The following is a 21,760-nucleotide window of genomic DNA, read 5'->3' on the forward strand; positions in this document are numbered from 1 at the left end:
CACTCCTGTTTTTATTCGTTGGTCTTACCGGTAGACATGGACGGCGGAGCCAGTTTGGGCGACGCCCCCCAATGCTTGTTGGGTTCATTCCCCATGTCCAGCCGGAGCGTCCCACCTTTTATCATCGTATCGTGGGGTATCCAAACCCGATCCAACGGGTTTCCATTTAACGTGGCGGACTGGATATAATAGTTTTCGGGGCTATTATGACGGGTTTCGATGACGAATTTCTTGCCGGGATAATAGTCCGGATTGAGGCGGAGCGTAATTTTATCAAATATGGGACTGCCGATCTCGTATACAGGCGTAGTCGACACACCGCCGTCGGTAGTAAAAAGCCCGATCTTGAAAAGTACGGCCAACGCGCCCATCAGTCCTTGGTCTTCATCACCGCTGTACCCATAGTCGGGGGATATACCGCTGTAAACGTCCTTGATAACCTGCCTTGACCAGTATTGGGTAAGGTAGGGCGCACCGGCATAATTGAACAGGAAGGCGGTGTGTATGCTGGGCTGGTTGCCATAGTTAAGGTAGACCTCCCTGTTTTGGGCGTGTGTTTCCACGGAGTGTGATTTGCCCGATGTGAAATGATGGGACTGGGCCACTTGGAATACGCTGTCGAGTTTTCCGCGGAATCTATTAGCACCTCCCATCAGATCGATCAGTCCGGCAACGTCATGGGGAACAAACCAGGTGTATTGCGCGGCATTGCCTTCTACCCATCCGTTTTCATACGTCAGGACATTGGCGGGCGACCGCCATTGGCCGGTGCTATCCTTTACCCACATCCAGCCCAATTGGTTGTTCCAAAGGTTTTTGTAATTTCCGGCGCGTCGGCGGAATGACTGCTCGTCGTCCGCCTTGCCCAGCGCATGCGCCAATTGCGACAGGGCGAAATCCTGGTAGGCATATTCCAGCGTTTGTGCCGCGCCGTTTTGGTGATAGCCGTACCGGGTGTCACTGAGTGGATAAGGCACGTAGCCTTTCTCGATGTATGGTTCGATGCCACCGCCTTTAAACGTATGGTGTTCATATCCCGCTTTGCTCATCAATCCGCCCGGTAAGTGATTTTTACGCAGGCCTTCGTACGCTTTTTCCACGTCGAAATCGCGGATACCTTTCATGTATGCGCTTACGATAAATGGAGTGGATGAGGCACCGGTCATCACGAACGTATAATTACCTCCGGCGGGTCCGCGAGGAATCAATCCGCCATCGTCATACATCAGCAGCATGGAGTTGACAAACGAATGGGTGACCTCGGGATAGACCAGATGCCACAGCGTGTTGATCGTCCATTGGGCACCCCAGAAGGAATCGGAATTGTGGTGGTTGAATTTGGGTTTGCCATTTTCATCAAGCGGTATCTGGCCGATCAGTGGGTTTGCTCCGGTCATATCGCAGTATTTTCCGTTCACATCGCTGATGATTCGTCTTCCCTGCAAGGCATGCCACAGGTCGGTGTAAAACCGCTGGCGCTCTTCGAGGGTGCCTCCTTCCACAGTGATCCGGCTAAGCCATTGGTTCCATTCTTCCCTCGACTCACGGACCACCCGATCAAAATTCCAGTGGGGCAGCTCGGCATCCAGGTTGAGACGTGCTTGTTCCACGCTGACGTAGGAGATGGCGACTTTTAGCTGTATCTCCTCGTCCTGCGTGGTCGGAAAGCTGATAAAAATGCCGGTATGCTCGCCATCCACTTCATCGATTCCGTTTACCAGTTCCCCGTTCTGCCAGCCCGCAAATTGCTGGAAAGGTTTATCCACCTGAGCCGCAAAGTATACCGTTATGGGTTTAGGGCGGCGTACGGTTGCTCCCATGACGGCATAGCCTTCGATTTCCCGATCATTGATCTTTCGGGCATAGCCCCTATCGGTCTTTGAGGGCCCTAATGCCGTCGTGAAGTCAAAGAGAATGTGGCTTTCGCGGGATTTGGGAAAGGTATAGCGGTGGAATCCGACCCGTGTGGTGGACGTCAGTTCTGCCGTGATCCCATAATCATCCAGTACGATTTTGTGATAACCCGGCCTGACAATTTCCTTTTGATGTGTGTAAGCTGATCCATACGCATGCGGGCCTAAATGCCCCCGGAATGGCCCCGTTGTGGGCAACACCGGAATACCTGATAATTGCCAGCCGTGTACATGGCTGAAACAGCGGATCGTATCCTGGTGATACCGATAGCCGGTTCCCCAGTCGCCATCTACCTCCATATCGGGACTTAGGTTGACCATCCCAAAAGGCCGTGTTGCCGAGTTGAAAAAGAACCACCGGGAATTGGCTGCATCGACCAGTGGTTGTACGAGGTCAACGGGAGCTGGGAGTTCCTTGATTTTAATGTTTCTGAAATACGCTAAATCACCGTGGTCCTGCAGGAGGATATGGCCCGATGGAGCCTGTCCGAAATCCGCCACTTCGTGAAACTTGCTTCTCGCGACCAAAGCCTTGAAGGCGGCTGACCCGCGATCATACTCCACCACTTTGATGTGATTGAGCCAATGCTCCACATGGTTACCGTTTACGACAATCTTCGCCCGGTTCCATCTTCCCGGCTTGTTGGCCCGCTTGTTTTTTCCGGGTTCGCTTAGGTTTCCTGCTGTGATCAGGTCATAGAGCGATCCCGCCGTGCGGTTTCCATCGATGCCGTTTTTGGCATCGGGATGCCGTTCGTCGTCGAGGATTTGATATTCAGGACCGAGGCCCGTTCCCGGCCGTTGTTTTCGGAGTTCTTCCACCACCAGGTATTTGATTCCGCTGTTGCCCCCTTCGGTAATCAGAAAATCCAATTCAAGCTCGAAATTTGCAAACTCACGATCGGTAATGATGTCGCCACCTTTGTTAGGGTCTCCTTTTTCCGATGGCAGTACCTTCAGCAAGCCATTTTCAATTTGCCATCCCGTGGGGGGAAAATCCTTGGCACTTGCCCGTCGCCATCCTTCCGTGGTTTTACCGTCCCAAAGCAATTGCCACCCTTCGTCGACTTGGCGCTCGGTCAGCTGATTGGCTAAGTAGCTTACTTCTTCTACGTCGTTATCCGGCTTCCAGCGATCGGCGGCGAGGTCTTCGGTCTTGATCCGGATGTTGCGCCATTTGACCGTGAGCCCCTCTTGGTTTTTCTGTTTGATGCCATGCACTTGCAGGGCAATAAACCCTTCGGACGTTAGATCGATGATCAGGTTGGCACACTGCACACCGTTGACCCAAGTCCGGATGGTGTTGCCCACGGCCTCGATGTGGTAGCGGTTCCATTCACCGTTTTTAAACGCTTTTCTGCCTTTCTCGTTGATAGACAGCGGATACAACCACCCTTGGCGGGCTTCGTCGTAGATGCCTCCGCTCCATGCGCGTTCAGCAGGGTCGATTTCCACTTGGTAGCCGTGCACGCGGCCGTTGTCCACTTCGGGGAGACTCAGGCTCCGGATCTGTATACCGGAGTTGAGGCCGGCGTCAATCTGTACATCCATTTCCAGGATGAAGTCCGCATACGTTTCTTTCGTGCAGAGAAACGTATTAGGGGTATTCAGCTGCGAAATACCAACAATGGCACCGTCACGTATTTCGTAATTTGCCGTTCCGTTTTTCTTTTCCCATCCATCCAGATTCTGACCATTGAATAGCGCTTGCCACCCTTTTTGGGCAAACGTAGGTTGACAGCAGCATACAAAGATTACACTTACTAAACCAGCCAGAAATCCATCCATTTTTAATCGCATCATTCATCAATTTTAGTCTGCCGGCTTGCCGGACGGTAAGCACGGCTTCGCCTGCTGGCGGAATCCGTCGGACTGCCACCAACCGGCGAAGCCGCGTGTATGTGGTTATCTATCGGTTAATAGCCTATATTTTGCGGAACGGTGTTCGATGAGCGCTCGATCTGTGACAGTGGTATCGGCCGTAGCAAGTGAAAATCCTTGATGGTATTAGCTTCCGAAGCCCGCTCGTTGTACAGTTTCACGCGCTCGATGAGCTTCCCTGTCCGTTTCAACTCTGTCCACCGGGGTTCCTCACCGCAGAGCTCGCGGGCCCGCTCGTCGAGAATGTCGTCTAGCGTTACCGAGGAAAGTTCCATTTCGTCTTTCATCCCCGGAGTACCGGCCCGCCGGCGCACCGCGTTGATGTGTTCGAGGGCCTTGGGTTCATTCCCGGCCTTGAGATACGCCTCTGCGGCAATGAGATGGGTCTCTGCCAAACGGAACACAAATAGGTCGCGGGTCCCTTTGTCATCGCCGTAGGGTAAGCCGGCTTCGAAGAATTTCCACAGTGGCGGAAACTGATTTTGCTTGGCTACATTCATGTAGTATTCATCGTAGTTGACGACGAGGTAGTCTGCGGCGGCCATCCGTTCGGCGGCCCAAGGCTCGTCCCATTGTGGAAAGTAGAGTACGGTATCCCCTACTTTTACATCGCCTTTGTCTACGGTAGCGTAGAAAATCCGTAAAAACGTAACGTCGTAACGTGAATCCATATCCGTATCATAGAGGCTTGATAGGTATCTCGTGGGAACGTAGGTTGCTTGCTGCCGGTTATACGTACTCGACCGATCCATGCCGATCAGTCCGTCCACTCCCTGACCAAAGAGCGAATGGGCGTCGTTGCCATCGCCTTCATTGCCGTCGCCATTTAATACGGTATTGGCACTGTACTGGACGGCAAACAGAATTTCATTGTTTTCTTCATTGCCCTGCCGGAAGACCTCACCGAAGGTGTCAAGCAATTGATACTCGCCAGAACCGATAACCTCAGTAGCTAGGCTCGCGGCTTTTGCGAAATCATCGAATCCCGCAAAATCGCGGTATCCGCGGGTCAGGTATACCTTGGCGAGCAAGTGTTGGGCTGCACCTTTTGTAACCCGCCCATATTCTTCCTGCGCGGGTGGAAGAACAGGAATAGCCTTCTCCAGATCTTTGATAATCTGATCGTAAACCTGTGCTTCAGGTATCCGTTCGGCGGTAGTCACCACTTCGGTAATTTCGTTGAGTGGCAACGGGATATCACCAAATTGCTGCACCAGGTAAAAATAATAAAGGGCCCTTAGGAATTTGATTTCAGAAATCCGTATTGTTTTGGTTGCTTCATCCATGGATACCTCCGGAGCACGATCTACAGCGGTGTTGGCGCGAGCGATTGCCCGGTACAAAAATGCCCAATAAACAGCCACATTCCCATCTTGGGGGTTGATAGCCTGTCCCGAGTATTCATTAAACTCGTTCAGCCCACCCAAGGCCGGGTCACCTGGCCGCGTAAAGATGTCGGTACCCAGTAGTGTCAAGCCCCGTAGCTTGTGAATCTCTCGCAACGGGCTGTAGGCTGATTTTACGAGGTCTTCATACCCCTGCTCGTCTACATAATAGTTGTCGGTCGTGCGGTCTGAGATGAGTTCCTCATCCAAAAAGCCGTTGCAGGAAACCGCGGTTAAGATTACCCAGGCCACGATTGCAATGCCCCATATGTTTTTTATAATCGATTTCATATCATTTTTCTTTGACGGCTCCATCGTTACATGTAACGAGTCCGTAGTTAGTATTTCCGTCACTGGTTATCAAAAAGATATATTTGCGCCAAACAAGTAAGTAGCTGAGCTTACGCCCATATTAAATGTGTTTTGTCCGCTCCACTCCGGATCAAACCCTGCATAATCCGTAAATATCAGTGGGTTATTTGCCGTCAAGTATAGTCTTAGCCCCGACATCTTCAGACGTGATAGGATGTTTGGCGAGAACGAATATCCCAATGTAATATTCTGCACACGCACAAAAGAAGCATCCACATAGGCTTTCAGCTCTTCGCGGGCCCTGCCGCCGGTGTTGTTGGGCGCAGGCCACTCATTGGAAGGGTTGGTCTCCGTCCAATAATTCACATAGAGTTTGTTATATCGACCGTTCCATTCCCGCGCAAAATTAGAGTGATGAAATGGACTGAAAACCATGGATCCCTGTCGAGCGTACAGCATGAAGGAGAAATCAATTCCTTTATAGGCGAAGGTGTTGGTCATGCCACCGATCCACTTCGGGAGCGGGCTCCCGATGATTTGTCGGTCCAATTCCGTAATCTGACCGTCGCTATTGAGATCTTTTACTTTTACATGGCCCGGCTCTGCACCGTATTTAGTGGCTTCTTCGGCCTCGTCGAGCTGCCATATCCCATCAAAGACTTCGGCATAATGTACTTGTATGGGCTGTCCGATAAACCATTTATTTCCGATATCATCCTTCTTGTCTCCGTAGAGTTCTACGATCTCGTTGTGATTTTTGGCGAAAGTAAGGGTCGTTTTCCATGAGAAATTGCTGGTGTGGATGTTTACGGTATTGAGCGCGGCTTCTACCCCCTTGTTGGCCGTCGAGCCGACGTTGGCCGTGATGGCGCCAAAGCCTGTATGCTGGGGGAGTGCCCGGCTCAGGATCAGGTCTTCCGTTTTTCTGTTGTAGATATCGACCGACCCGGAAATCCGATTCTTGAGAAACCCGAAATCGATACCGAGGTTGATTTCCTTGCTTTTTTCCCAGCCAAGGGATCTGTTGGCAATGGCACCGGGCGCAAAGCCCAGCGCGGCATTGCCTCCCCAATCGTACATCGTTTGCAAGATGGATGCCTGGGTCGAATACGGAGCAACGGCATCGTTGCCCACTACACCGTAGCTCAGGCGAAGCTTGAGGTTGGAAAGCGGTTTTACATCGCGAAGGAAATCCTCTTCGCTTACCCGCCAAGCGATCGCCGCTGAAGGGAAGAAAGCCCACTTATGCCCCGCTGCCAGCTTTGATGAGCCGTCGGCTCGCCCGGTAAGTGTCAACTGGTATTTGTCATTGAAAGAGTAATTGAATCTTCCCATATAGGAGAGGAGTGCCCATTCAGTCAGGTAGCTCGATACCCCTTCGATGTTGCCCGCGGATCCGGTGTTGTACCAAAAGGAATCGTACGGTAGGTCCAATACATTTTGGGCAGCGCCCTCATTTCGGTTGACAACCACACTATTGGCGAGTATACCGCCGAAGGAATGGGATTTGATGGTTTTGTTGTAAGACAACATGTTGTCTAACGTGTAGGAGAAATTAAGTTGGCTACTGTATCCGCTTCTTCCATTTCGGGTTCCTGTGTTTGCTTTTGAATATTTTCCAGCAAAAGTTCCATTGCGCACACTTTCCAAATACGGAGAAATGGTCGATCGGAACGACAGCCCCTCTATGAGGTTCAATTCTACGAAAAGATTACCGAATACCCGGAAGTTCCGGAATTCATTTTTGACGTTTAGTGGATCAAAAAGTGCGTTCGGGGTTTGGCTGTCGCTGGTAGTCGGCCAAAAAAGCAGCTCGCCGGCCTCGTCATAGGCATCGCCAGTTGGCCGCAGTCGATAGGCGCTCCGGAGGGCCTCATTAGACCCTTGGTCTTGTATACTATAAGAAACATAAGTGGATGTACCAGCATTGATCCAGTTGTTTATTTTGCCGTCGATATTAGCTTTTAACGTCAATCGGCTGAACTCTTCTGCGGGGACATTCCCCTCTTCCTTTAGGTAACCTGCAGAAAAGAAATGCTTGGAATTTTCACCCCCTCCCGAAAGGGATACATTGTGGCTTGATTGCATGCCATTCTGCAGCAGCAGGTCGACCCAGTCGGTATACTTTCCATTGGCAATGTTTTGTTGTTCCTTTTCGTCGAAAAAACGAGTGCCGCCATTTTTTAAGATTTCATTGAAATTTGCGACAAATTGGGGGCCGTCCATTAGGTCAGGGAGGTTCGTTGGGGTCTTCATCCCGACATAGCCATCGTATGCGATCCGGTTTTTTCCGGGTGCCCCTTGCCGGGTGGTTACGATAATTACACCATTCGATCCCCTAGATCCGTAAATCGCCGTAGCTGAAGCATCTTTTAGTACATCGATTTTTTCGATATCAGCCGGATTCAGTGAGTTCAGCGACCCGCCCATTACACCATCGATGACTACGAGGGGTGCATTCCCCTTTCCAATGGAGTTCAATCCCCGTATTTCGATGCCGTAATCGTCTCCGGGTTTTCCGTTGACTTTGAGTATATTAACGCCGGCCACTTGTCCCTGTATGGCTCCGGCAGCCTGTATGTTGGCCGTACGCACGATGGCATCGCGATCGACGGATCCGATAGCGCCGGTTACGTCGCTCTTTTTTACGCTTCCGTAACCGATGACCACGACCTCATCGAGGTCGCTGAGCGAGGGCGACAAGGCCACATTTATCTCGTTGGAACCGTCAATGGAGCGTTCACTTGATTCGAATCCCATCAATGAGAAGACCAGCGTAGCTGCCTGACGCGGAATTTGTAGGGAAAACCGACCTGACGTATTCGTGGTGGTTACAAGGGGCGAACCCTTTACGGTAACCGTTACACCCTCGAGGGGCTTTCCTTCGTTGTCCGTAACCCGTCCTGAGATTTCTGTTTGCTGAACTTCTACATCGACTGGCGTTGCATTTTCCTTTTTGCGGCGCACGAGTACCGTTGTGTTTTCTATTTGGTAAGTAAGGGGTTGACCTGAGAAACAGGCTTCGAGAACCTCGTTCAACGGGGCATCCTTGAAATTCAGGTCAACCACGCTCGTTCCCTTCAAATGGGCACTGTTGTACAGAAAATCATAACCCGTTTGCTGTTGGATTTGTTCCAATATAGCGGCGATGGATGCTTTTTTTACCTGTATGGTTACCTTCTGTGCATAGCCCATGGCCCCGGCTTGTAGGAATGTAACGGTCAACATTAGGGTAACAAGTTTCATGGTCAGCAACAATTTGAACAGATATCGCCTGGGGAGGCGAAATACAATAGAATTTTTATACATTTGACAAAATGTTTGGTTAACAATTGGTTACTTTTTTAAGCGAATGGAGTCAATGCCAGCATTGTGCCGGGTGCGCCGCGAACGCCTCCGGCTTTTTTGTGGTCATTGCCGATACAAGTATAGCTACTTCATGATGACCACCCTCCTTTCTTTGATTTCAAAGCGGATAGGCGCGAGCTTTTCCAAGTAGCTGAAAAGCTGCGCGATATTTTTTGAGCGCTGGAAGGTTCCGGTAAATCGTTCGTTGAATTCACCCTCATACTCCACAGCGTCGATGTCGTACCAGCGTGATATTTTGTTGATGATACCTTCGATAGACTCGTCGTCAAACCGGAAATAACCGTTTTTCCAAGCCATGACCGAGCGGACATCTGCATCAGACTGACGGATTGCTCCTGTTAGCTCATCAACCACGGCTTGTTGATTGGGCTTTAACAAAACTGTCTTTCCATTTTTAGATACATTTACCGACCCCTCCACCAACGTTGTCGTTGTCCGATTTTCATCCGCATAGGCGGATACGTTGAAATGTGTGCCCAACACCTGTATCGTGCTGCCATTTACTTCTACTGAGAATGGTTTCGAGGCATTATGGGTGACTTCGAAATATGCTTCCCCCCTTAATAGCGATACATGGCGCTCTTCCTCAGTGAAGGCCACGGGGAAGCGGATGGAAGTGGCTGTGTTTAGCCATACCTTGGTTCCATCCGGAAGCAAGATCTGATAAGAGCTTCCTTTCGGGGTGCTGAACGTATTGTAGTTGATTGTCCCATCGGCGACGCTAGCCTGCTTGGCCTCATAAAAGATGCTGCCGTCTTCCGCCTTTCTGATTTCAACACCCGATTCGTGAGCCAGAATACCATTCAGTGAATCGTTCAATAAGATCGTACTACCGTCTGCCAGGGTGAGTATTGCTTGGTTATGTTCAGGCAACGTGATACTGTTTTCACTTTCGGATGCAATGGATGAAGTATCGGCGCCAGACTGTTGGTTTTCGTACAATAAAATACCAACAATAAGGGCTGCCATAAAAAGCGCGGCTATTTTCATCCAAGGAAAGGTATACAGCTTATGAGGGGTAGCCTGTTGGGTTGGTGTTGTTTGAAGAGCATGAATTTCGGAAACAACCCGGCTATATACGTTTTTTTTTCTGTCAGGATTAAACGATGAACCTGCTGCTTTATTGGTCTCCAACGCTTGGTCAATAGCCATAGCTACGATTGAAGGGCTTCCCTCATCCAAATAGTTCAACAAATCCTCGCAATCCGCTCTCGCGATGGTGTTGTCGAAATATTGCGTCAGTAACTGTTGTAAGCGAGTATCGTCCATGTCTTGTTCATAATTGGCCTCCCGTGTAGGGGGCTTACCTAGATAGAACACCAAAGTTTGGGGGGTAGGACTAGTTTACTGTTTTTTTTCTTAGTGTGCCATCAGGCTAGAGGAGACTATGGCCACCAAATAGGTATAACCGGATTGTCCGAGGGAGCTTTTCAACGTCTTTAATGCTTGTACCATGTGATTTTTCACTGTGTTGGGCGAAAGCCCAAGCTTTTGTGCAATCTCGTTGTGGGTGAGCCCGTCCTCCCTACTGAGCTTGAATATCAGCTGTTGTTGCTTGGGAAGACGAGCAATCAACTGTTGGGCATGACGTTCCAGTTCTTCGGCCATGAGCTGTTCGTCCGAGCGTTTACTTTCAGCTTCTATATTCCGTACGAGTTGTTCAAACAGTGCCGTGGATTTACGGATTTCTCTTAATTTGTTCAGACATAGCCGCTTGGTTATCACGTAGAGGTAAAGCCACATATTCCCTTGGTCGTCCAACCCCTGGCGATTCAGCCATAATTTCAAAAATACGTCCTGTACAATTTCCTCACTCCAAGCCGTATCCTTTAAAAATCGGAAAGCCAACTGATACACCTGCTCACTATGTACATCATAGATAAAGCTAAGAGCTGTCTCATCGCCAGCCATCAGATGCTGGATAGTCGAGGAATCAATACGAGACATCGGTGTAAGTTTATAATTGTGTTAATCAGTTACAAACCTACTATAAAATTGTAACAAAAGAAAGGAACTTTTTCGCTGGCGTTTACCATCCTATCCCATAGTCTTCTCCATTGTTGCTACTTCCTCCCCAAAGGGAGCCATGTTCATGATCGATAAAGATCGCATTGATCGGACCGCTTGTGCGGTTACCTAATTTTACCGCATACCCCATTGCTTTCAATTGTTCCACGACATCTTGCGAGGTATCATGGCCTAGCAGAATACTTCCCGGTCTTGGCATGCGGTCCTTAAATTGGGTACCACCGAGCGACAGCCACAATTGGTTGCTATTGATATTTGCCGCTTCGGTGGCGCGCTGCACCGTCATATCAAATTCGACTGCATTGAGGAAAAATTGTAGCAGGTTTTGGTCTTGCGTATCGCCGCCCTGCACGGCGAACGAAAGATAAGGCTTACCCGCTTTCATGGCCAGTGACGGTGTCAGTGTCACCCGTGGCCGTTTGCCCGGAGCTACCACATTGAATGGGTTGATAAGGGAATCGAGCACGAAACTCTGCATGCGTTGGCTCATACCGATGCCCGTACGTCCCGCTATACAGGCTGGAAGCCAACCTCCGCTCGGCGTAATGGATACCACCCAACCCTCGGCATCAGCGGCTTCAACGGTGGTGGTGCCTCGTAATAGGCGATCGTTGTACAGGCTTTCAGCCGTTTCGGATGTGGCTAGGTCGAATTCCAAAGTGCCTAACTGTCCTCCGGCGGCATCATGTTTGGGTACAAAATTATCGAGCTCCTGTAAGCCTGCGGTATCGGCAAGAAGACGATCACGTTGGCTCAACAGCGTCTTGAAAGGGTTCGACTTCCCCTCAAACGGATAGGGATCGCCCGGTTGTGGACGGGGTTCGTTTTGCTGCGGGTTGATCAGCTTAATGCGCTCTTTCGCATACGCCTTGCTTAGCAATCCCTTGATGGGCGACTGCGGATTGAAATACGGATCGCCATAATAGAAGTCGCGGTCGGCAAAGGCCAGATTCATCGTTTGGTAAATCGTGTGGATGTATTCCGGGGAGTTGTATCCCATTTTTTTAAGGTCAAAATTTTCAAGCATGTTCAATGCCTGTAGGAGCACGGGGCCTTGGGTCCACTCCCGTAATTTATAGACGTCAATCCCTTTATAGTTCGTCTTCAATGGTTCCTCTTGGATGGGTTTCCAATTGGCTAGATCTTCCATCGTGAATAGCCCCCCTTGCTCACGATTCCCTCTCACGATTTCTGCTGCAATATCGCCGGTATAAAACCGGTCATATGCAGCCATAATGGCTTGCTTGCGTGTTTTTCCCGCTTTGAGTGCTGTTTGCTCGGCGTCCACCATTTTCTGGAGTGTAGCCAATAGGTCTTCTTGCACGAAAATTTCACCGGCTTCTGGGGCTTCGCGCTCCTCGCCCAAATGTGGTAGAAATACAGCTTTGCTGTATGGCCATTGCTTGATACGCTCCTTGCCCCGCTCTATACTGTTGGCGGTCTGAGCATCTATGGGATACCCTGCCGCCATTTCCATGGCGGGAGCTAGGACTTCCTTCAAACTCAGTTTGCCGTATTCGGCCAACATGTAGCAGATTCCGCCTGGCGTACCTGGCGTAACAGCAGCTAATGGACCATATTCTGGTGGGAAATTGTATCCTTTTTCTTTAAAAAATTCAGGAGTGGCGCCGGTGGGGGCGATGCCCAGCGCGTTTATGGCAATTACTCTTCCCGTCTTCGGGTTGTGGATAAGCGCTTGGGTTTCACCACCCCAACTTAATACATCCCACATCGTGCAGGTAGCGGCCAGCATCGCACACGCGGCATCTACGGCATTTCCTCCACGATCAAAAATCATTGCCCCCGCCGTCGCGGCCAGTGGCTTGCCCGTGATGGCCATCCAATGTTTGCCATGCAAGGGTGGTTTTTGGGTGGGCTGGGCTATAACTGCGCCAGCTAGCGAGGCGCATAGTATAACTAAAGACAGCTGACGTTTCATTTTGTAAAGGCTTTATATCTGATAAAAATAAGATTAATCCTTTATATGCCGCAACAACAGACTGTAACGAGTTGGTTAGGTAGCGAGACTTGACCAAATGCCAACGGCTTGGTTGCCATCTACGGTTGTAGATAAGCCTTCAGAAACCGGGCCGTATGTGTATCTACGTTCTTTACCATTTCTTCCGGTGTTCCTTCGAAAACCAGCTCACCGCCATTTTCACCCCCCTCTGGCCCAATGTCGATAACCCAATCAGCACTTTTGATCATATCCATGTTGTGCTCGATTACCAGGATGCTGTTGCCCTGGGCGATAAGCGCATCGAATGATTTCAGGAGTTTTTTGATGTCATGGAAATGCAGCCCGGTCGTTGGCTCATCGAAGATAAACAGTGTGTTTTTGCTATTATTGCCCTTGATGAGAAATGATGCCAGTTTGATGCGCTGGGCTTCGCCGCCGGAAAGGGTGCTTGATGATTGGCCGAGTTTCACATAGCCGAGGCCTACGTCAGCAAGCGGTTGCAATTTGGCCATGATTTTGGGTTGGTCAGCAAAAAAAACCAATGCTTCGTCCACACTTAGGTCTAGGATGTCGGATACATTTTTTTCCTTCCAAGTGACGTCCAAGACATGTTGCTTAAAGCGTTTGCCTCCACAGGCTTCACAAGGAAGTACGATGTCGGCCATAAACTGCATTTCGATTTTGACTTCGCCCTCGCCTTGGCATACGTCGCAACGGCCACCCTCGACGTTGAACGAAAATGCAGCCGGTTTAAGTCCCGCGGCCTTAGCAATAGACTGTGAACTGTACAGTGCACGGATTTCGTCCCAAGCTTTAACATAGGTAACGGGATTCGAACGCGAGGAGCGGCCAATGGGGTTTTGATCGACTAACTCCACTTGTTCCACACGTTGGATATCACCATCAATACCATCATAGCGGCCGGTTTGCTCACCGGAATAATTGCCTAGGGCTTTCTGCAAAGCGGGATAGAGGATTCGCTTTACCAAGGAGGTCTTGCCCGAACCAGACACCCCGGTCACCACGGCAAAAATGTTTAGCGGGAAGCGGACATCGATGCCCTTCAGGTTGTTTTCGCGCGCACCTTTCACCACGATCGCATCATGCCATTTGCGCCGGCTGGTTGGTACTGGAATACGGTCTTTGCCGCTTAAATACCGACCTGTAAGACTTTGTTCATCCTGTAAGATTTCGGCGTAGGTGCCGTCAAAGACCAATCTACCCCCATTTACGCCCGCTTCCGGCCCGATGTCAATTAAGTAATCGGCGGCCTGCATCATCTCCTGCTCGTGCTCTACGACCAGTACGGTATTCCCTACATTTCGCAGGGATTGCAATACCCCAATCAGGCGCTGGGTATCCCGGGGATGCAGGCCTATACTCGGTTCATCCAACACGTAGATGGATCCAACCAGCGAACTTCCGAGCGATGTAGCCAGGTTGATGCGCTGGGATTCGCCCCCTGAGAGTGTATTTGACAAACGATTCAGGGTAAGGTAACTTAGCCCTACATCGGTGAGAAACTGCAAACGGTTGCAGATTTCGGTAAGGAGCCGATTGGCGATCTTTGCTTCGCTTGTTGACAATTCGAGATGCCTGAAAAAGGCCAAAGCCATATCCAAGGGCATCAACACAGCGTCTGAAATGGATTTACCGTTTATTTTCACATAAGTTGCATCCTTACGAAGGCGTGTTCCTTTGCATTCGGGACAATCGGTCTTCCCCCGATAACGGGAAAGCATTACCCGGTATTGGATTTTATAGGTTTGTTCTTCCAGTTCTTCAAAAAACCGGTTTAATCCCTTGAAATAGCTGTTCCCTGTCCAAAGCAAGTCTTTTTGGGCGGCCGTCAGATCGGTATAGGCGCGATGAATGGGAAAATCGAATTTGGAAGAATTGCGTATCAATAACTGCAACCATTCACCCATTTTCTCTCCCCGCCAAGGGGCAATGGCACCATCGTATACGGAGCGACTTTTATCGGGAACAACCAAATCGGGGTCGATGCCTATGACTCGACCGTAGCCTTCACAGCGTTTACACGCTCCATAGGGATTATTGAAACTGAAGAAATTAGGAATGGGTTCCTCAAATACGATTCCATCCAACTCAAAGCGATCGGAGAACGTATGCACGACACCGCGCTCCTCTACGTAGCAATCGCCCTTACCTTCAAAAAAAGCGGTTTGCACGGAATCTGCGACACGATTTGCCGTATCCTCCTCGCCATCTACTGCGATGCGGTCAATCACAATGTGCAAATCCCCAGTCTTGGCCACCCGGTTTTCTAACGTGGTATCGTCCAATAAGGATTCGATTTTTTGCAGGTTATCTTGGTAGATCACCCGTACAAATCCCTTTTGTAACAGGATGGCCAGCTCTTCCTTAAGTTTCCGGTTGTTACTCGGATGCAGGGGAGCGCTGATGGTAGCTACCGTGTCTTGCGGGAGTGCCATCACGAAGTTGGCCACCGTGGTGACGGTGTCTTTTTTTACTTCGTCCCCGGATATCGGAGAATACGTTCTGCCAATACGTGCGTAAAGCAGTTTCAGGTAATCGTAAATTTCTGTTGAGGTGCCCACCGTAGAACGGGGATTACTGGTAATGACCCGTTGTTCGATGGCTATGGCTGGAGCGATTCCTTTGATGTAATCTACCTCTGGTTTGCTCATGCGGCCCATAAACTGGCGGGCATAGGACGAGAGGCTTTCGACGTAACGGCGCTGGCCTTCGGCGTAGAGGGTGTCAAAAGCCAAAGATGATTTTCCAGACCCCGACATGCCCGTTATGACTACGAGCTTACTTTTGGGAATGGCCACATCTATATTCTTGAGGTTGTGTACCCGTGCGCCTTTGATGATGATATGGGTTTTGGGATCGAGCGTTGCTATTGCTGTATTCATATATGGCATAAACCAATCCGCGGAGTAATTAAGCGGAAGAATACAAAAGTACGGATAATTTTTTTAGTATCAACCTCGCATTTCAAAACCAAATCCAGCTAACATTTCCATGCGGGCTAGTTGCCCAGGAGTTCTGCAACGGGCTTACCAATGTTGCCATTTGGCTCCTCGATATGGAGCAGCGCGGCTAGGGTAGGCGCGATGTCGGTCATATGCGTCTCGCGGTTGGTGGTACCGTGTTTAATGCCCCAACCCATCATTACGAACGGAATATGCGCATCGTAAGAAGCCCATGTGCCGTGGGTTGTTCCCCTGGAGCGTGGCGATCCACTGTACCATTGGGGTTCAAGAATGATTTGGATACATCCACTACGTTTGGGGTTATAGCCGTTGACGATGCGTTCGCGGATACGGGCTGGGATGCTGGAAGCTCCGGCCTTTTCCATATCGGTCACAAATGCAACACCTTCCAATGTCCGCAGGAATTTGATGGATGCTTCTTTAATAGCTTCTTCATCCAGGTCGTTAGCGCGAATGGTCTCGTAATCGAGGTGCACTTGGTAGTTCATTAGGCTCCGCACGATTTTTTCCTGCCCAAATTCGTTCTGGAGCAGGGCATTGAGCCCGGAGAGGGCATTGCGTTCGTCAAAGTAACCCGCATTGCCTCGCTTGTCCATGAAAAACAGCGGGTTGTGTGACGCCCCGTGGTCTGCAGTGATAAAAAGTGTATAGTCGCCTTTGCCGACCTGATTATCCAAATAGGTAAAAAATGCCTCCAACTCCTTATCCAGTCGTAAATAAGTATCTTCTATCTCAATAGCGTTGACCGAAAACTGATGGCCAACATAATCGGTAGAGGAAAGGCTTACACAAAGAAAATCTGTGAAACCTCCTGGATTATTTCCTAGTTGTTCATTACTGATTGCGGCTTTGGCTAAATCGAGTGTAAGCGTATTGCCAAACGGAGTAGTGCGGATGAGCCCCAATCCATTATCGTTAACCAAAGCACTTAGATTTTTAGGGAATACAGCCGATTCTTCCCCTCGGAAAGTTGCTTCGTAAGGATTGTCATCATCAATACTTTGCGTGTACGTTTCGATGGGATATAATGTATTCCATTCTTGCTGGAGGTATTTGGCCGCTAATTTTTTGGCGTTGAATTGATCGACCCACTCGGGCAAGCGCTGCATGTAGAATGTGCTTGAAATCCAATTGCCTGACTTGCTTTCAAACCAATAGGCGGCGTCGGCGAAGTGACCCGCCGGTAGGATACCACCCCGATCTTTTATGGCTATTCCAATGACCTTCGAGCGGAAATTGGTAGCCAGCTTGAGCTGATCAGTGATGGTTGATGCCAGTAGGTTGCGGGGGGATTGCTTACCTTCACTTTCAACTGTGCCTACACCACTTACATGATCATCTTGGGTACAGTACATCCGTTGTCCGGTCTGTTGGATGATGAAATCGTTGCCAGCGATACCGTGTATAGCCGGTACACTGCCCGTATAGACCGTGCTGTGTCCGATTGCAGTATACGTGGGCACATAAGGAATGTACGTGTTTTCACAGGAAAAGCCATCATGTAATAATCGTTTAAACCCTCCCTCGCCATAACGATCATAGAAGCGGTACAGATAATCCCAACGCATTTGATCAACCATAAGTCCAACGACCAGCTTGGGTCGTGGAATCGGCTCCTGCCCTTTTAAGTGGCCGAAAAATAGACTTAACACGAAAATAGCTAAGAGTGATTTTTTCAATTTCATGATATATCGTTGAGAATGGATGTCAATTATCCAGTATGGTATTGGAAGGCTAAGTTAGTAATTCCTGATACGAAATGAAAAGCAGAATGTAACAAGCGCGTTGCAGAGAAACATTAAATCCGCAGAATCAAACCCCAATTGGTGTAGTCGGCTTGTACACCATGCAGGTTGAGGGTGGATTGTATGCCAATGTTTGGTGTGAAGAAATAACGCACTCCATATATCCAATACCACTTGACGTTATGGTAATTCCGATAGTGTAAATATTTGCCATACATGGCATTGACGACAAACCGGCCCATAGTGAGATCCGCGCCCGCGGCAATCCCCCATCGTATGGGATCTAATGAAGATCCGTAGTATTGGAAGGTTTCATCAAATCGGTTGGGATCGAATACCGTGTGGTAATATACCAAATGTGACCCGGCTTTGAGGCTGATTGCCCGGTTGATGTAGAAATTGTATCCGGCATAGGCGCCGGATCGGAAGAACTTTTCATGCCTTTCGCGATACCGGCCGCGTAGCCCAGTCCCAAACCATATCTCGGCACTATTGCCTTGGATGTGGGGATAGATTTCCGGTCCTTCGGGGGCATCGACAGGTTTGTTGAGTGCCGTTTTTACACCTACCGAGCCCGTTATCATATTCCAACCACCGTTCGGCACAATGATACCGGCATTGGAGTAATGGAGGATATTGCCGGCCGCGGTGAGGCTGGTATTTCGGCCCACCGGAATGTCCAAGCTCAACTCTCCAGTGAGCATGAGATTGATATGACTGCCCACCGTGGAAGTGGCGGGTTGAGTAAAGATATTTTCAGTGATGTATGCGAGCCCCATGCCCGGAGTAAACAATAATTTAGCGCCTCCCAGTTTGAGCAACTGTAAATCAACCTCAGCCAACGCGCCGAAGGCCTGCCCCCCCGGGTAGGCCACATCTCCCACCGTCTCTTTCATTGGATCGAGGTTATGCCATGTTAAACCGAATGAGAGGTTCTTGGCATTGACAATCTTTACCCATTCGTTGTTGGAGAATGAAATATTTTTGTCATAGCTGAAGTGTAGGCCATACAGGTAGTTGCTTTTCCTGTTGGGATTGTCGGTGTTGACATCCACGCCATATTGTGCTTTTACGGAAATCGCGTTTGCCGCCCTATCCAGTTGGGCCGTTGTCGTGGCGGGGAATGTAGTGACAAAAAACAAAAAGCCCACGAATAACTTGAGCCTCAATCGGGTTGCAGTAAAACGAATAATCATTATTTGGGAAAATAGCTAGCCAGATCCTAACGGATATACGTATTAATCGTAGGTGCAAACATACACATTTGTTGGCTATTTTTCTAGCCTGCTAGGCTATCGGTTTTGCGGCTTACCGCCATTTTCCGAACCGTATCCACGATCGCCGAGCTGTCATAGCCGCATTGCGTCCAAAGCTCGTGCTGTTCGCCATGTTCAACCACTTCGTCAGGTATGCCCAGGCGTACTACGGTTGCTTGATAACCATGGTCTGCCATAAACTCCAATACTGCGCTTCCCATACCCCCTTGTATGCAACCATCCTCAACAGTTATAATTTTTTTGAACTTCCCAAAGGCTTCGTGCAGGAGAGGTTTGTCGAGCGGCTTTACAAATCGTAGGTCGTAATGAGCTGGAAATATGCCTTCCTGGTTGAGGGCAATGCGGGCATTGGTCACCTCATTGCCGATGTGGCCAATACTTAGCAATGCAACTTCTTCGCCGTCGCATAGCTTACGACCTTTGCCCACTTCTAAGGTGGTAAAAGGCCGCCGCCAGTCTGGCATTACACCCTGCCCTCTTGGATATCGTATAACGAAAGACCCCTTACCTTCTTGTTGCGCGGTATACATGAGGTTGCGCAGTTCTTCTTCGTTCATGGGTGCTGCAACGGTAAGGTTGGGAATGCAGCGCATGAAGGCCAGGTCATAGGCACCGTGGTGTGTTGGGCCATCTGCCCCCGCGATACCCGCGCGATCAAGGCAAAAGACCACGTGTAGATTCTGGATCGCTACATCGTGGATCACCTGGTCATATGCGCGTTGCATAAAGCTGGAATAGATATTGCAAAATGGTACCATGCCCTGCGTAGCAAGTCCAGCGGAAAAGGTAACAGCATGTTGCTCAGCGATACCCACATCAAACGCTCGGTTTGGCATAGCCTTCATCATGATATTCATGGAAGAACCTGAAGGCATGGCCGGTGTGACGCCGATGATTTTGTCGTTCTTTTCCGCAAGCTCTACCAGCGTGTGCCCAAATACGTCTTGGTATTTTGGCGCAACAGGTTTATCGTTTTTGGACTTCTTGATTTCGCCGGTTATTTTATCAAACAGGCCCGGTGCGTGCCAAGTGGTTTGGTCCTTTTCGGCCAAGGCATAGCCTTTGCCTTTCACGGTGATGCAATGGAGGAGTTTAGGGCCGGGTATACCGCGCAGATCATCTAACGTATTGATAAGGCGTTTTACATCGTGGCCGTCCACAGGGCCAAAATAGCGGAAATTGAGGGATTCGAAGAGGTTACTGTTTTTTAGCAGTGTGCCTTTGATGCTTTTCTCTATTTTCTTGGCGATGCCCAGTGCATCGGGACCCAGTTCTGAGATTTTGGTCAGTACAGCAGCAATATCATCCCTAAATCGATTCCATGATCGCGACGTGGTGATGCTTGTAAGGTATTCCTTAAGTGCACCTACGTTTGGATCGATAGACATGCAATTGTCATTGAGGATGACCAGCAGATTAGACTTTTCGATGCCTGCATGATTGAGCGCTTCGAAGGCCATGCCGGCCGTCATCGCGCCGTCGCCTATGACGGCCACATGCTGGCGATCAGTTTCTCCTTTGTAATGTGAGGCAACAGCCATGCCCAATGTGGCTGAGATGGATGTGGACGAGTGACCCACGCCAAAAGCGTCGTATTCGCTTTCACTCCTATTGGGAAATCCGCTGATTCCGCCTAATATGCGGTTTGTATGGAATACTTCACGCCTGCCTGTGAGGATTTTATGACCATAGGCCTGATGACCCACATCCCACACCAATTGGTCGTAAGGGGTGTTAAGTACATAATGCAATGCTACCGTCAGCTCCACTACGCCGAGACTGGCCGCAAAATGCCCACCATGGATCGACACCGTATCGATGATGTATTGGCGTAGCTCACCACACAGCTTCACCAAATCAGCATGGTCCAGCCGCTTTAAGTCTACAGGTGTATTTATTTTTTTCAGCAGTTCTCCGGCGTCAATCTCCATAGTGTCCGGTTTGAAAAATCGATACAAAATAACTAATCGAGGCAAAGTAACTAATAATTATTGATACCACGTGTCGTAAATTTTTTACATCCCTTGGATTTCCAATCCTTATTGGATGAACAACCTATCCGGTAGATTGTTTAACGGTGTTGACGTCTGGAAAAGGGAATATCGCGGTCAAATGTTTACCTTTGGACCATATGCAGTCCAGCGGATATGAAATAAAGCTGCCTCAATTTGAAGGCCCCTTTGATTTGTTGCTGTTTTTTATTGAGCGTGACGAACTGAACATCCATGACATTCCCATTGCAAGGATTACCAATGACTTTCTTGATTACCTGGTGCATATGCAGGCGCTCAATATCGAGCTGGCCAGTGAATTTATCTTCGTAGCCGCTACATTGATGCGTATCAAAGCCAAAATGTTGCTGCCAAGACCCGAGCTGGATGAGGAGGGCAACGAAATCGACCCCAAGCAGGATCTCGTACAGAAGTTGGTCCTCTATAAGCAATTTAAGGATGTATCCGAGCGGTTGCGTGCATTGGAAGAACATCGGCTGCTGCAGGCCAAAAGGGGTAATATCGCCATGGACTTGCGTGTGGCTGGAGACCATTCCGGTCAAGGCGAGGAGTTGACCACGTTCGACCTGTACAAGTTGATGTTGGTGTACGAAAAACTCATGGACCTTTATGCGGCGCGCAGTACAGACATACGACATACCGTAGTCAAATATCCGTATACCATTGAGCAGCAAAAGAGCGCTATCGCTTCATTGGTGGCTATCAATGAGAAGTTGGATTTCAGCACAATTGTTAAGCATTCCGAAAACAGAGTGCAGTTCGTTTACAATTTTCTTGCCATCCTCGAGCTGCTCCAGCAGCAGCTACTGGATTTGCAGAGCGGCTTGGGCTTCAATAATTTTTACGTAATGGCGCGGAAAAATTAGCCGAAGTTTATGTAACTTTAGATCATTG

General features: G+C 49.4%; 11 protein-coding genes. 1 reads left to right on the plus strand and 10 read right to left on the minus strand.

All coding sequences use genetic code 11. The features are described from left to right. Positions 1-11 precede the first annotated feature (11 nt). The 10 genes from IEV98_RS24535 to dxs all read right to left on the minus strand — a co-directional run bounded on the left by IEV98_RS24535 (position 12) and on the right by dxs (position 20,785). Positions 12-3,716 (minus strand): GH92 family glycosyl hydrolase, encoded by a 3,705-nt coding sequence (locus IEV98_RS24535; protein ID WP_229738866.1) that lies wholly within the window; start codon positions 3,714-3,716, stop codon positions 12-14. A 113-nt stretch (positions 3,717-3,829) separates the two neighbouring features. Further along, a complete protein-coding gene (locus IEV98_RS19780) occupies positions 3,830-5,470 on the minus strand; it encodes a RagB/SusD family nutrient uptake outer membrane protein (RefSeq protein WP_188507767.1) in 1,641 nt (546 codons plus the stop codon). 69 nt (positions 5,471-5,539) lie between these two features. Then, positions 5,540-8,737: a TonB-dependent receptor gene (locus tag IEV98_RS19785; RefSeq protein WP_188507768.1), complete on the minus strand. Its 3,198-nt coding sequence runs from the start codon at positions 8,735-8,737 to the stop codon at positions 5,540-5,542. Positions 8,738-8,923: 186 nt separating this feature from the next. Then, complete coding sequence (locus IEV98_RS19790; RefSeq protein ID WP_188507769.1) at positions 8,924-10,129, minus strand: FecR family protein; 1,206 nt, start codon at positions 10,127-10,129, stop codon at positions 8,924-8,926. A 90-nt stretch (positions 10,130-10,219) separates the two neighbouring features. Further along, entirely contained in the window at positions 10,220-10,807 is a 588-nt protein-coding gene (locus tag IEV98_RS19795; RefSeq protein ID WP_188507770.1) for an RNA polymerase sigma factor, read from the minus strand. Positions 10,808-10,889: 82 nt separating this feature from the next. Next, positions 10,890-12,827, minus strand: a complete 1,938-nt coding sequence (locus IEV98_RS19800; protein ID WP_188507771.1) for a gamma-glutamyltransferase family protein — start codon at positions 12,825-12,827, stop codon at positions 10,890-10,892. Between the two features lie 119 nt (positions 12,828-12,946). After that, positions 12,947-15,751, minus strand: coding sequence for an excinuclease ABC subunit UvrA (gene uvrA, locus IEV98_RS19805; protein WP_188507772.1), 2,805 nt, complete (start codon positions 15,749-15,751; stop codon positions 12,947-12,949). A gap of 116 nt (positions 15,752-15,867) precedes the next feature. Then, the gene (gene pafA / locus IEV98_RS19810) at positions 15,868-17,517 is read right to left on the minus strand and encodes an alkaline phosphatase PafA (RefSeq protein WP_188507773.1); all 1,650 of its coding nucleotides are present in this window, start codon (positions 17,515-17,517) and stop codon (positions 15,868-15,870) included. Positions 17,518-17,630: 113 nt separating this feature from the next. After that, positions 17,631-18,746, minus strand: coding sequence for an acyloxyacyl hydrolase (locus tag IEV98_RS19815; RefSeq protein WP_188507774.1), 1,116 nt, complete (start codon positions 18,744-18,746; stop codon positions 17,631-17,633). A 110-nt stretch (positions 18,747-18,856) separates the two neighbouring features. Beyond that, positions 18,857-20,785 carry a 1-deoxy-D-xylulose-5-phosphate synthase gene (gene dxs, locus IEV98_RS19820; RefSeq protein ID WP_188507775.1) on the minus strand — a complete coding sequence of 643 codons (1,929 nt, stop codon included), beginning with the start codon at positions 20,783-20,785 and terminating at the stop codon, positions 18,857-18,859. Between the two features lie 200 nt (positions 20,786-20,985). On the opposite strand from dxs, the gene IEV98_RS19825 reads away from it, so the two are divergent. Continuing rightward, complete coding sequence (locus IEV98_RS19825; protein WP_188507776.1) at positions 20,986-21,732, plus strand: segregation and condensation protein A; 747 nt, start codon at positions 20,986-20,988, stop codon at positions 21,730-21,732. The last annotated feature ends 28 nt before the right edge of the window (positions 21,733-21,760 follow it).

Source organism: Parapedobacter pyrenivorans (assembly GCF_014636865.1).
Classification (GTDB): Bacteria; Bacteroidota; Bacteroidia; order Sphingobacteriales; family Sphingobacteriaceae; genus Parapedobacter; species Parapedobacter pyrenivorans.